Origin of the sequence: Streptomyces sp. NPDC060194, from assembly GCF_042728285.1 — a bacterium.
GTDB lineage: Bacteria > Actinomycetota > Actinomycetes > Streptomycetales > Streptomycetaceae > Streptomyces.
Window position 1 is genome coordinate 1 of sequence record NZ_JBHWZH010000154.1, and the last position, 12,882, is coordinate 12,882.

At 73.1% G+C, this 12,882-nt stretch carries 11 protein-coding genes and 1 tRNA gene; 5 read left to right on the forward strand and 7 right to left on the reverse strand.

Features of this window, described 5'->3' with window-relative positions:
- Window positions 1-33 precede the first annotated feature (33 nt).
- Together ACFWEG_RS24830 and ACFWEG_RS24835 are read right to left on the reverse strand one after the other, a co-directional pair.
- Window positions 34-105 (reverse strand) — tRNA-Cys (locus ACFWEG_RS24830).
- A 106-nt stretch (window positions 106-211) separates the two neighbouring features.
- Complete coding sequence (locus tag ACFWEG_RS24835) at window positions 212-1,072, reverse strand: alpha/beta fold hydrolase (protein WP_387219153.1); 861 nt, start codon at window positions 1,070-1,072, stop codon at window positions 212-214.
- A 214-nt stretch (window positions 1,073-1,286) separates the two neighbouring features.
- Between ACFWEG_RS24835 and ACFWEG_RS24840 the strand changes: the two genes are divergently transcribed.
- The 4 genes from ACFWEG_RS24840 to ACFWEG_RS24855 all read left to right on the forward strand — a co-directional run bounded on the left by ACFWEG_RS24840 (window position 1,287) and on the right by ACFWEG_RS24855 (window position 6,546).
- Window positions 1,287-2,741, forward strand: a complete 1,455-nt coding sequence (locus ACFWEG_RS24840; protein WP_387219155.1) for an MFS transporter — start codon at window positions 1,287-1,289, stop codon at window positions 2,739-2,741.
- Between the two features lie 160 nt (window positions 2,742-2,901).
- Window positions 2,902-4,683: a DEAD/DEAH box helicase gene (locus tag ACFWEG_RS24845; protein WP_387219157.1), complete on the forward strand. Its 1,782-nt coding sequence runs from the start codon at window positions 2,902-2,904 to the stop codon at window positions 4,681-4,683.
- A gap of 282 nt (window positions 4,684-4,965) precedes the next feature.
- Entirely contained in the window at window positions 4,966-5,604 is a 639-nt protein-coding gene (locus ACFWEG_RS24850) for an IclR family transcriptional regulator (RefSeq protein WP_387219160.1), read from the forward strand.
- Window positions 5,605-5,766: 162 nt separating this feature from the next.
- Window positions 5,767-6,546, forward strand: a complete 780-nt coding sequence (locus ACFWEG_RS24855) for a S16 family serine protease (RefSeq protein WP_387219164.1) — start codon at window positions 5,767-5,769, stop codon at window positions 6,544-6,546.
- Between the two features lie 290 nt (window positions 6,547-6,836).
- On the opposite strand, the gene ACFWEG_RS24860 is transcribed toward ACFWEG_RS24855, so the two are convergent.
- From ACFWEG_RS24860 to ACFWEG_RS24880, 5 genes are all read right to left on the reverse strand, one after another.
- A complete protein-coding gene (locus ACFWEG_RS24860; RefSeq protein ID WP_387219166.1) occupies window positions 6,837-7,835 on the reverse strand; it encodes a glycine betaine ABC transporter substrate-binding protein in 999 nt (332 codons plus the stop codon).
- On the reverse strand, window positions 7,835-8,707 hold the full coding sequence (locus ACFWEG_RS24865) for an ABC transporter permease (protein ID WP_387219168.1): 873 nt from the start codon (window positions 8,705-8,707) through the stop codon (window positions 7,835-7,837). The genes ACFWEG_RS24860 and ACFWEG_RS24865 overlap by 1 nt, the downstream gene beginning before the upstream one ends.
- A complete protein-coding gene (locus ACFWEG_RS24870) occupies window positions 8,704-9,894 on the reverse strand; it encodes a betaine/proline/choline family ABC transporter ATP-binding protein (protein WP_387219177.1) in 1,191 nt (396 codons plus the stop codon). Before ACFWEG_RS24870 ends, ACFWEG_RS24865 begins: the two co-directional genes overlap by 4 nt.
- A gap of 103 nt (window positions 9,895-9,997) precedes the next feature.
- A complete protein-coding gene (locus tag ACFWEG_RS24875) occupies window positions 9,998-10,645 on the reverse strand; it encodes an ABC transporter permease (protein ID WP_387219171.1) in 648 nt (215 codons plus the stop codon).
- A 106-nt stretch (window positions 10,646-10,751) separates the two neighbouring features.
- Entirely contained in the window at window positions 10,752-11,222 is a 471-nt protein-coding gene (locus tag ACFWEG_RS24880) for an Lrp/AsnC family transcriptional regulator (RefSeq protein WP_387219174.1), read from the reverse strand.
- 124 nt (window positions 11,223-11,346) lie between these two features.
- Between ACFWEG_RS24880 and hppD the strand changes: the two genes are divergently transcribed.
- Window positions 11,347-12,495, forward strand: coding sequence for a 4-hydroxyphenylpyruvate dioxygenase (gene hppD, locus ACFWEG_RS24885; RefSeq protein WP_387219176.1), 1,149 nt, complete (start codon window positions 11,347-11,349; stop codon window positions 12,493-12,495).
- Window positions 12,496-12,882: the final 387 nt, after the last annotated feature.

The following is a 12,882-nucleotide window of genomic DNA, read 5'->3' on the forward strand; positions in this document are numbered from 1 at the left end:
CCCCCGGGGAGGGGCGGCCCTTCGCGCGCGTCGAGGCCGTGACCGGAATCGAACCGGCGTGCGCAGCTTTGCAGGCTGCTTCCTCAACCACTCGGACACACGGCCGTGTCGAGCACTCCCCATGACCGTAGGCCCGCCCCGCGCGCCCCGGCAAGGCTCGTGCGGCCGTGCCACGCGACTGCCACGCGGCGTTCACAAAGGGCCCGCCGGCTCACAGGCGGCCCGTCAGGAACGCGTGCACCGCGTCCGCGAAAGCGTCGGGGTCGTCGACCCACGGGTAGTGGCCGACACCCGACATCAGCAGCACGTCCCCGCCGGGGAACGTCTCCGCCACCAGCTCGCCGGAGCGGATGCCCGCCACCGCGTCGTGCTCGCCGGTGACGACCAGCGCCGGGCAGTGCGCCTCGCGCACCCGCTCCAGGAGCGCGATCCTGGCGTGGTCGTCGACGCCCTGCCAGAAGCCGGCTCTCGGCACCGGGCGGATCTGCCCCGGCTCCGCCTCCGCGTGCGCCCGCTGGGCCGGCCCCCAGGTCCCGTACGCCATCGGCGCGACCCGCGGCAGCAGGGCCCGGGCCGCGGCGAAGTCCGTCGTCCGGGCCAGCTCCTCGACGGCCGCGGCGGCGTCCGGCCACCACGCCTCGCCGCGGCGCGCGTCGAAGATCCGCCGGGCGTCCTCCGGCAGCGCGCCCTGCAGCCGCGCGCCCGGGGCGACGAGCACGAGCCGGCCCGTCCGCAGCGGGTGCGAGGCCGCGTACGCCTGCGCCGTCGCGGCGGCGGCGTCGTGCGCGAGGATCGCGATCCGGTCGAGGCCCAGGTGCTCGCGGAGCGACTCCACGTCCTCCGCGAGCGACGGGAACGCGTACCGGCCGGGGTCCGACGGCAGCGGTGAGTCGCCCGTCCCCCGCGCGTCCGGCACGATCAGCCGGTACGTCCGGTCGAGCCCGCCGAGGTCCCCCAGGTACGCCGCGTCCCGCCCCGGCCCGCCGGCCAGGCAGACCAGCGGCGGGGAGGCCGGATCCCCCAGCTCCCGGTAGGCGAGCTCGGCGTCGTCGTAGGCGCGGTAGAAGGGCATGCGGGGACACCTTCCCGCGAACACGCGATCCATCGCGGGCGTGGGCCGTCCGGCGTACACGGGCGGCGCCGGCACCCGCGCGGGCGGGGCGGTCGGGCGGCCCGCCCCCGGGCCCCGGCTCCCGGAGCGCCGTCCGGGTCCTACGACCAACGGCCGAGTCGATCACCTGCCCGCGACAGGGGTCATCCGGGCGCACGGCCCTTACGCTCGGGTGATGACCAGCCCGCGACCGCGCGACGACGCGCCCACCAGAACCCTGCCTTCCGCCGAGGCGCCGCAGCCGTCAGGGAACGAGGGGATCCTTGGGCGCGGGCACCGGGCGCTGACCGTGGGGATCGTCTCCGTCGTGCTGCTGATCGCGTTCGAGGCGACGGCCGTGGGCACGGCGATGCCCGTCGCGGCGCGGGAGCTGGACGGGGTGCCGCTGTACGCGTTCGCGTTCTCCGCGTACTTCACCACCTCGCTGCTCGCGATGGTCCTCTCCGGCCAGTGGTCGGACCGGGCGGGCCCGCTCGCCCCGCTGAGCTGGGGGATCGGGCTGTTCGCGGCGGGGCTCGTGCTGAGCGGGACGGCCCTGGGGATGCCGCAGTTCGTCGCCGGGCGGGCCGTGCAGGGGCTGGGCGGCGGGCTCGTGATCGTCGCGCTGTACGTGGTGATCAGCCGCGCCTACCCCGAGCGGCTGCGGCCCGCGGTCCTCGCCGCGTTCTCCGCGGCGTGGGTGGTGCCGTCCCTGGTCGGGCCGCTCGTGTCGGGGACGGTGACGGAGCAGCTGGGCTGGCGGTGGGTGTTCCTCGGCATGCCCGCCCTGATCGTTCTGCCGCTCGTCCTCGCCCTGCCCGCGATCCGCCGCACCGCGTCCGGCCCGGCGGGCGAGGTCCCGCCGTGGCAGGCCCGTCGGCTGCGCCTGGCCGTCGGCCTCTCGCTGGGCGCGGGCCTGCTCCAGTACGCGGGGCAGGAGCTGCGCTGGCTGTCGCTCGTCCCCGCGCTGGCCGGGGCCGCGCTGATCGTCCCGGCCGCCCGCGGGCTCCTGCCGCGCGGCACGTACCGGGCGGCGCGCGGACTGCCGTCGGTGGTGCTGCTGCGGGGCATGGCGGCCGGCTCGTTCATTGCCGCGGAGTCGTTCGTCCCGCTGATGCTCGTCACCGAGCGCGGGCTCACCCCCACCCTCGCCGGGCTGTCCCTGGCCGTCGGCGGCCTCTCCTGGGCGACGGGCTCGTGGGTCCAGGCCCGGCCCGCCGCCGTCCCGCACCGCGACCGGCTCGCCGTCCTCGGCATGGTCCTGGTGACCGCCGCGATCACCGCCGCGCCCGCCGTGCTGCTCCCCGCCGTGCCCGTCTGGACGCTCGCCGCGGCCTGGACCTTCGGCGCGTTCGGCATGGGCCTCGTCGTCTCCACCACCAGCGTCCGGCTGCTCGAACTGTCCGCCCCCGCCGACACCGGCGCCAACTCCGCCGCGCTGCAGATCTCCGACGGCCTCTCCAACATCACCGTCCTCGCCGCGGCGGGCGCGGCCTTCGCCGCCCTCGGCGGCGGCGCGGCGGCGGCCCACGGCGCGACGGCGACCGCCGCGGGCGGCTCGCACCCGGCCGCCTTCGCCGCGGTCTTCGCGGTCGCCGCGGCCGTCGCGGCGACGGGCGTCCGGGTGGCGGGCCGCCTGCGGGCGGAGTGAGCAGCGCGCCCGCTGTGACGTCAGCCGCACTCGCCGCCGCGGGCGTGGCGTTCGTGCGGGGTCGGGGGCGGGGCGCCGGTAGGGTGGCCCGGTTGTCGTACGGGGTTGCCCGTGGGGCGGCTGAGACAGTGCCGTGCAGCCGAGCGTTCGAGCGGAGACCGTGACTACTACCGCCTCCCACCATCTGTCGCCCGCGTTCCCCGGGCGTGCGCCCTGGGGTACCGCCAGCAAGCTGCGTGCCTGGCAGCAGGGGGCGCTTGACCGGTACCTGGAGCAGCAGCCGAAGGACTTCCTCGCGGTGGCGACGCCCGGCGCCGGCAAGACGACCTTCGCGCTGACGCTCGCGTCCTGGCTGCTGCACCACCACGTCGTGCAGCAGGTCACCGTCGTCGCGCCGACGGAGCACCTGAAGAAGCAGTGGGCGGAGGCGGCGGCCCGGATAGGGATCAAGCTGGACCCGGACTACAGCGCGGGCCCGCTCAGCAAGGAGTACCACGGGGTCGCGGTGACGTACGCGGGCGTCGGCGTCCGCCCGATGCTGCACCGCAACCGGTGCGAGCAGCGCAAGACGCTGGTCATCCTCGACGAGATCCACCACGCCGGCGACACCAAGACCTGGGGCGAGGCCTGCGCGGAGGCGTTCGAGCCGGCGACCCGCCGGCTCGCGCTGACCGGCACCCCGTTCCGCTCGGACACCAACCCGATCCCGTTCGTCGCGTACGAGGAGGGCCAGGACGGCATCCGCCGCTCGTCCGCGGACTACACCTACGGCTACGGGCACGCGCTCGCCGACGGCGTCGTCCGGCCGGTGATCTTCCTCAGCTACAGCGGCAACATGCGCTGGCGCACCAAGGCCGGCGACGAGATCGCGGCCCGGCTCGGCGAGCCGATGACGAAGGACGCGATCGGGCAGGCGTGGCGCACCGCGCTCTCGCCGACCGGCGAGTGGATCCCGAACGTCCTCGCCGCGGCGGACAAGCGGCTCACCGAGGTCCGCAAGGGGATCCCCGACGCGGGCGGGCTCGTCATCGCCACGGACCAGGAGTCCGCGCGCGCCTACGCCAAGATCCTCAAGCAGGTGACCGGCGAGAAGGCGACGGTCGTGCTGTCCGACGAGAAGGCCGCGTCGAAGAAGATCGACACGTTCTCCGCGGACCAGTCGCGGTGGATGGTCGCCGTCCGGATGGTGTCCGAGGGCGTCGACGTGCCCCGGCTCGCGGTGGGGGTCTACGCGACGACGATCTCCACGCCGCTGTTCTTCGCGCAGGCCGTGGGGCGCTTCGTGCGGTCGCGGCGGCGGGGCGAGACGGCGTCGGTGTTCGTGCCGACGATCCCGATGCTGCTCGACTTCGCCAACGAGATGGAGGTCGAGCGCGACCACGTCCTCGACAAGCCGAAGCGGGGGAGCGACGAGGAGAACCCCTTCGCCGAGGAGGACAAGCTCCTCGCCGAAGCGGAGCGGGGCGAGGACGAGGACACCGAGGACCAGCTCCCGTTCGAGGCGCTGGAGTCCGACGCGGTGTTCGACCGCGTGCTCTACGACGGCGCCGAGTTCGGGATGCAGGCGCATCCCGGGAGCGAGGAGGAGCAGGACTACCTCGGCATCCCCGGGCTCCTGGAGCCCGACCAGGTGCAGATACTGCTCCAGAAGCGGCAGACCCGTCAGATCGCCCACAGCCGCGCCAAGCCCGCGACCGAGGCCGACCTCCTGGAGAAGCCCGCCGCGGACCGGCCCGTCGTCACGCACAAGCAGCTCCTGAGCCTGCGCAAGCAGCTCAACACCATGGTCTCCGCGTACACCCACCAGAGCGGCAAACCCCACGGCGTCATCCACACCGAACTCCGCCGCGCCTGCGGCGGCCCCCCGAGCGCGGAGGCCACCGCGCACCAGATCGAGACGCGCATCGCGAAGGTCCAGGAGTGGGCGACGCGGATGAAGTGAGCGGCTTTGCGTGGGTTTGGGGGTGAGCGCCCGGTCGGGTCAACCGAGTTGATCCGGCCGGGCGTTCACTCGTACGTGCCCGGATTCTGGACGGAGTCTTCCGCTCAGCGGGCAGGGGTCGCTACTGTCCGCTCACGCACACGCCCCGTGGCAACGCCGCCTCGGAGCGCAGCCGGTGCCATGGCCTGCCGGCGGCCTCTCTGCGCGTCGCCGGTCGGGTCCGGCGGCCGCCCCCCACACGGAGCCGAAGCCGCCGCACTCACCACCGAAGGAGAGGCCGTCGTGACCGCGGAGACCTCCCAGACCCTCGACCGTGGACTGCGTGTCCTCAAGCTCCTCGCCGACACCGATCACGGGCTCACCGTGACCGAGCTGTCGACCAAGCTCGGCGTCAACCGGACCGTCGTCTACCGACTGCTCGCCACGCTCGAACAGCACGCCCTCGTCCGACGGGACCTCGGGGGCCGGGCGCGGGTGGGGCTCGGCGTGCTGCAGCTGGGGCGGCAGGTGCATCCGCTCGTACGCGAGGCCGCGCTGCCCGCCCTGCGGGCGCTCGCGGAGGACATAGGGGCGACGGCCCACCTCACGCTCGTCGACGGGTCCGAGGCGCTGGCCGTCGCGGTCGTCGAGCCGACGTGGACCGACTACCACGTGGCGTACCGGCCCGGGTTCCGGCACCCGCTCGACCGGGGGGCCGCGGGGCGGGCGATCCTCGCGGCGCGCTCGGGGGTCTTCGACCCGGGGTACGCGCTGACCCACGGCGAGCTGGAGGCGGGGGCGAGCGGGGCGGCGGCGCCGTTGGTCGGGGTGTCCGGCCTCGAAGGCAGCGTCGGCGTCGTCATGCTCGCCGAGGTCGTCCCCCAGCAGGTGGGGGAGCGGGTCGTCGCGGCGGCGCGAGAGGTCGCCGCGGCGTTGGCCTAGAGCGGCCGGCAGCAGGGCCTTCGCGGCTCCGCCGCGGGTACCGGGCTCCGCCCGGTGGCCTCAAACTCCCCCAAGGTCTGAAGGACCAGGGGGTACCCCCTCGCCGGGCTGAGTTTTTTGCCCGCTTCGGGGTCACGGCACCCCGCCGGTTACTGTGGCCCCGTGCTCACACGTCCCCGCCTGCTCGCGCTCTGCGCCGTTCCCCTCGCCGCCCTCCTCGGCGTCACCGCCCTCGCGCCCCTCCCGTTCGTGCTCGCCCAGCCGGGGAGCACCGCGGACGTGCTCGGGGCGAAGGACGGGAAGCCGGTGATCACGATCAGCGGGGCGGAGACGCGGCGGACGGAGGGGCAGCTGCGGATGGTGACGATCCTGGCGACGGGGCCGAGCACGGACGTGGACCTCGGGGACGTCGTGGACGGCTGGTTCCGGACGGATCGCGCGGTGATGCCGAAGGGCGCTGTGTACCCGGAGGGCGACGACGACGCGGAGATCGAGGAGTACAACGCGAACGAGATGCGGCAGTCGCAGAACGCCGCCGCGGCCGCCGCGCTGGACTACCTGGAGCTGGACCCGAAGCGGGTGAAGGTCGACCTGGAGCTCGCCGACGTCGGCGGGCCGAGCGCGGGGCTGCTGTTCTCGCTGGGGATCGTCGACAAGCTGGACGGCGACGGCGCCGGCGGCGACCTGACCGGCGGCCGGAACATCGCGGGGACGGGGACGATCGACGCGGACGGCGACGTCGGCGCGGTCGGCGGCGTCCCGCTGAAGACGCAGGCGGCGAAGCGGGACGGCGCGACCGTCTTCCTCGTGCCGAAGGCGGAGTGCGGGGAGGCGCAGGCCGAGCTGCCCAAGGGCCTGCGCCTGATCCCCGTGACGGACCTGAAGGGCGCGGTCGGCGCACTGAAGGCCCTGGACACCGGAAAGCCCGTCCCCCGCTGCTGAGCGGGCCCCGCCGCACACCCGCCCCCGAGGCGACCCGCCGCCCCGACCCGCGGCGCTCTGCCCACCGACCCGTGCGGATCCGCCTGCCGACCCGTGCCGGTCTGCCCGCCGACCCGCGTCAACCCGCCGCGTCCCGCGCCACGCCCGCCGACCCGCGCCACCCGCCGCGTCACGCCCGCCGACCCGTCGCGTCCCGCTTGCCGACCCGCCGCGCCACGCCCGGCGATTCGTGCCGGTACGCCGATCCGTCCCGTCGGGCCGCGGCCGTGTCGTCGGCCGCGGCCCGGTGCTCAGTCCTCCTTGATCAGGCCCTCCTCGACCATCCAGTCCTTCGCGACCTCGTGCGGGTCCTCCCCGTCGACGTCGACCTTCGCGTTGAGTTCCTGGGCGACCGCCGTGGTGAGCTTCGCGGTGAGCGGGGCGAGGACCTCCGCCATCTGGGGGTGCTCGCGCATGCTGTCGGAGTTCATCTCGGGCGCGGCGTTGTAGTTGGGGAAGAACTTCTTGTCGTCGGCCAGGGTGACCAGGTCGAGCTCCTTGATCCGCCCGTCGGTGGTGAACACCTCGCCGAGGGTGCACGCGCTGCCGCCGGAGACCTGGGTGTAGACGACCCCGCTGTCCATCGTGCGGATGTTGCCCGACGGGATGGTGAAGCCGTACGTCTTCTCCAGGCCGTTCAGCCCGTCCTCGCGGGAGGCGAACTCCGCCTCGACGCAGATGGTGGCCGCACCCGGGTCCTTCTTCGCGAGTTCGGCGACGTCGGAGAGGGTCTTCAGGCCGTACTTCTCAGCGTTCGCACGGTTCGTGGCGAGCGCGTAGGTGTTGTTGAGGCGGGCCGGCGGCAGCCAGGTGACGCCGTTCTTCGCGTCGGCGTCGCGCACCGCGCGCCACTGGGCCTGCGGGTCCTTGATCGGCTTCGTGTTGCCGAGGTAGGTGATCCACGCGGTGCCGGTGTACTCGTACATGCCGTCCGCCTCGCCCTCCAGGATCGCCTGGCGCGCGCCGACGGAGCCCTGGATGCCGGTCCGGTCGAGGACCTCCGCACCGGCCGCCTTGAAGGCGAGGCCCATCATCGCGCCGAGGATGAGCTGCTCGGTGAACTGCTTGGACGTGACCGTCAGCTGCGCGCCCGCCAGCGGCTCGCCGCGGCCGAGGGTGCCGGGGGAGACGTCGTCGACCATCGGGCTGCCGCTGGTCAGCCCGCAGCCGGCGAGGGTCGCGAGGGCGGTCAGGGCGCCGAGGGCGGCGGCCGGCCGGGTCGCGGTCCTGCCACGCTTGGGAACGCGCATCACGCCTCCAGTCCGCGGGGTCGAAGGAGTCGTTCGGCGAGGGACGCCAGCCAGTCCACGATCAGGGCCAGCGCCACGGTGAGCACCGAGCCGAGGACGAGGACGGGCATCCGCTGGTTGTAGATGCCCGAGCTGATGATGTCGCCGAGCCCGCCGCCACCGCCGAACGTGGCGAGGGTCGCGGTGCCCACGTTCAGCACCAGCGCGGTGCGGACGCCGGCCAGGATCAGCGGCACTGCCAGCGGCAGCTCGACCTTCCGCAGCACGCCGAGCGGCGACATCCCGATGCCCCGCGCCGCGTCGATCAGCCCCGGGTCGGTGGCCTGAAGCCCCGCGATCGTGTTGCTGAGCACCGGCAGCACGGCGTACGCGATGATGCCGATCAGCGCCGGCGTCCGCCCGATGCCCAGCCACACCACGAGCAGCGCGAGCAGCCCGATCGCCGGCACCGCCTGGCCGATGTTCGCCAGCGTCATCACGAAAGGCGACGCCCTGCGCAACGACTTCCGGGTCAGCAGGATCCCGAGCGGGATCGCGATGACCAGCACGAACACCGTCGAGATCACCGTCAGCTGGATGTGCTGCACCAGCGCCGTCTGCACCTTCCCGTCCGAGATCGCGTTCTCGGCCAGCGAGTCCAGGTCCAGGTTGCCGATCCACACCAGCGTCACCGTCAGCACGACGGCGACGAACACGGGCAGCACCACCCACTGCTGCCACGAGATCCGGCGCGGCGCCTTCTCCTTCGCGACGGACCGCGGCTCCCCCTCCCCGTCCTCCCGGCCGGGGGGCAGCGGCGGGTCCGGCTCCTGCGTGCGCTGCGCGGACCGGACGGACTCCCCTTCGGGGGTCTCCTCCGGCGGGGGCGTCATGCGCCCTCCTGGGCCGCGTGGGTGCGGTGGGTGCGGGAGTCGTCGAGGTCGTGGGCGGCCTCGACCGCGGCGAGGCGGTCCGCTTCGAGCATCTCGTGGACGGAGTTCATGAGCGTCTCCATGTCGACGACGCCGATGAACTCGCCGCGCCGGCCGGTGACGGCGACGCGGCCGCCGCTGTCGGTCAGGACGGCCTCCAGCGCGTCGCGCAGGGTGGCCTCGCGGGTGACGGTGTCCTGGACGAGGGTGCCGGCGCGGGCGAGGGAGCCGCGGGCACGCATGAGGTCGCCGCGGCGGAGCCACTTGTACGGGCGGCGACGCTGGTCGAGCAGCAGGATCTCGTTGGCGGAGGACGACCGCAGCTTGTCGAAGATCGACTGCAGCGGGTCGTCGACCGTGACCGTCGGGAACTCCGCGACCTCCACGTCCCGCACCCTGGTCAGGTTCAGCCGCTTGAGCGCCGCGCCCGCGCCGACGAAGCCGGAGACGAAGTCGTCGGCCGGGTTGGTCAGGATCGCCTCGGGGGTGTCGAACTGGGCGATGTGCGACTGCTCGCGCAGCACGGCGATCCGGTCGCCGAGCTTGATCGCCTCGTCGAAGTCGTGGGTGACGAAGACGATCGTCTTGTGCAGCTCCTGCTGCAGCCGGATCAGCTCGTCCTGCAGGTGGTCGCGGGTGATCGGGTCGACCGCGCCGAACGGCTCGTCCATGAGCAGCACCGGCGGGTCCGCGGCGAGCGCCCGGGCCACGCCGACGCGCTGCTGCTGACCGCCGGAGAGCTGGCGCGGGTAGCGGCCCCGGAACTCGCCGGGGTCGAGCCCGACGAGGTCGAGCATCTCCTCCACCCGCGCCTTGATCCGGGACTTCGGCCAGCCGACCATCCGCGGCACCAGCGCGATGTTCTCGGCGACCGTCATGTGCGGGAAGAGCCCCGACGACTGGATCGCGTAGCCGATCTTGCGGCGCAGCTTCACCGGGTCCATGTCGGTGACGTCCTCGCCGTCGATCCGGATCCGGCCGGACGTCGGCTCGATCAGCCGGTTGATCATCTTCAGGGTGGTGGACTTCCCGCACCCCGAGGGGCCGACGAAGATGACCATCTCGCCGGCCGCGATGTCCATGCTGACGCTGTCCACGGCGGGCTGGGCCGAGTTCGGGTAGCGCTTGGTGAGGTTCTCCAGCTGGATGCTCGCCCCGCCGACGCCCGCCGCGGAGCCGGAGCCGGAGCCGGAGCCGGACCCCGTCCCGCCCGTCTTCGCCCCGCCGGCCACGGTGCTGCCGCTGATCTGTTCAGACACGGATACCCCTGGAGATGGTCAGTCGTCCGATCAGGACGTACGCGGCGTCGAAGAGCAGGGCGAGGATCACGATGCCGAGCGTCCCGGCGAGCACCTGGTTGAGCGCGTTGACGCTGCCCAGCGCGGAGATCCCGCGGAAGATCAGCGTGCCCAGGCCGGGCCCCGAGGCGAACGCGGCGATGGCGGCGATGCCCATCAGCATCTGGGTGGCGACCCGGATCCCGGTCAGGATCGGCGGCCACGCGAGCGGCAGCTCGATCCGCACCAGCCGTGCGAGCCGGGACATCCCGATCCCCGTCGCCGCGTCCACCAGGTTCGGGTCGACGCCGCGCAGCCCCACGATCGCGTTGCGGACGATCGGCAGGAGCCCGTACAGGACCAGCGCGATCATCGTCGGCGCGACGCCGAGCCCCACGACGGGGATCAGCAGACCGATCAGGGCGAGGGAGGGGATCGTCAGGATCGACGAGGTGGTGACCGTCGCCAGGTTCGCCGCCCACTCCCTGCGGTAGGCGACCACGGCGATGAGGACACCGATCACGGTGGCGATGACCATCGCCTGGAACACCGCGCTCGCGTGCTGGTAGGCGTCCACCAGGAGCTGCTGCCAGCGCGCGCCGAGATACTCCCAGAAGTTCACGGATGCATCACCTCCCTGCCCGGGGACGTTCGGTCAGGGGTCCCTTTCGGCCCCGGACGACGTCTCACCAGATAGATGTCCATTGAAACCTTCGGAAAAGCCCAGGTCAGGAATCTCCCGACGCCTGTTCCACCAGCGGGATGATCCGCGGCGGAACGGGGTTCTCCATGACGATCGCCGTGGAGGCCCGGACGATCCCATCGAAACCCACCACCCGGTCGATCACCCGCTGGAGATCGGCGTTGGAGCGGGCGACGAGGCGGCAGAGCATGTCGCCGTGGCCGGTCGTGGTGTGCAGTTCGAGCACCTCGGGCACGGACGCCAAGTGGGTCCGCACGTCCGCCCCTTGGCCCTGTTTGATCTCCAGCGTGGCGAACGCGGTGACCGGGTAGCCGAGCGCGGCGGGGTCCACGTCGGGTCCGAAGCCGCGGATGACTCCGTTCGACTGAAGCCGGTCCAACCGCGCCTGGACCGTCCCGCGCGCCACGCCGAGCCGGCGGGACGCCTCCAGGACGCCGATCCGCGGCTCGCGGGCGAGCAGCACGATGAGCCGGCCGTCGAGTCCGTCGATACGCATGTGCCCTCCGTGACGCTGGTCACCCTGTACAGATGTGGTCCCCAGCTTGGCCCGTCCCTGGGCACATTGCCCAGCCGGAACGCGAACTGTTGCGCACTGTGCGGGGCGGGGGGACGCTTCGCCCATGACTGAGACCACGCACACCGCCGCCCCCGCCTCCGCGCGCGAGGCCGACCCCTTCCCGGTGAAGGGCATGGACGCCGTCGTCTTCGCCGTGGGCAACGCCAAGCAGGCCGCGCACTACTACTCCACCGCGTTCGGCATGAAGCTGGTCGCCTACGCCGGTCCCGAGACCGGCACCCGCGAGACCGCGTCGTACGTGCTGACCAACGGGTCGGCCCGGTTCGTGCTCACCTCCGTCATCAAGCCGGCCACCGACCACGGCCGCTTCCTCGCCGCGCACGTCGCCGCGCACGGGGACGGCGTCGTCGACCTCGCCATCGAGGTCCCCGACGCGCGCGCGGCCTACGCGTACGCCGTCGCGCACGGGGCGAAGGGCCTCGAGGAGCCCTACGAGGTCAAGGACGAGCACGGCGTCGTCGTCCTCGCCGCGATCGCCACCTACGGCGAGACGCGGCACACGCTCGTCGAGCGGCGCGACTACGAGGGCGTGTACCTGCCGGGGTACGTGGCCGCCGACCCGATCGTCGAGCCGCCGGCCAAGCGGACGTTCCAGGCGATCGACCACTGCGTGGGGAACGTCGAGCTCGGGCGGATGAACGAGTGGGTGGCGTTCTACAACCAGGTCATGGGCTTCACCAACATGAAGGAGTTCGTCGGCGACGACATCGCGACGGAGTACTCCGCGCTGATGTCCAAGGTCGTCGCCGACGGGACGCTCAAGGTCAAGTTCCCGATCAACGAGCCGGCGGTCGCGAAGAAGAAGTCGCAGATCGACGAGTACCTGGAGTTCTACGGCGGGGCGGGCGTGCAGCACATCGCGCTCGCGACGAACGACATCGTCGCGTCCGTCCGGGCGATGCGGGCCGCGGGCGTCCGCTTCCTCGACACGCCGGACTCGTACTACGACACGCTCGGGGAGTGGGCGGGGGAGACGCGCGTCCCCGTCGAGACCCTGCGCGAGCTGAAGATCCTCGTCGACCGGGACGAGGACGGGTACCTGCTGCAGATCTTCACCAAGCCGGTGCAGGACCGGCCGACGGTCTTCTTCGAGATGATCGAGCGGCACGGGTCCATGGGCTTCGGCAAGGGCAACTTCAAGGCGCTCTTCGAGGCGATCGAGCGGGAACAGGAGAAGCGCGGCAACTTGTGACGGTTGCATCCGCGCCTTTCGCGGCTGCGCCGCGGGTACCGGGCTCCGCCCGGCGGCCTCAAACGCCGGCCGGGCTGGAAAGGGGGACCTGGCTGTGGGCAGGCCGTTCCGCAGGGCGGAACGGGTGGGCACAGCCCGACGTGCCCAGCGCAAGCGACCGCACCCCGCGCCATCGTTGCCCCCGCCCCGCAGGGGCGCCTCGCGGCTCCGCCGCGCGTACCGGGCTCCGCCCGGTGGCCTCAATCGCCGGCCGGGCTGAGATTTTTTTGCGGCTGACGCCGCCCCCCGCTGTGGGCAATCGTGCCGCAGGGCGGCACGGGTGGGCACAGCCCACAGTGCCAAGGGAAGCGTTGTTCGCACCCGCCCCGTTCGCCCCCCCCCGCGGCG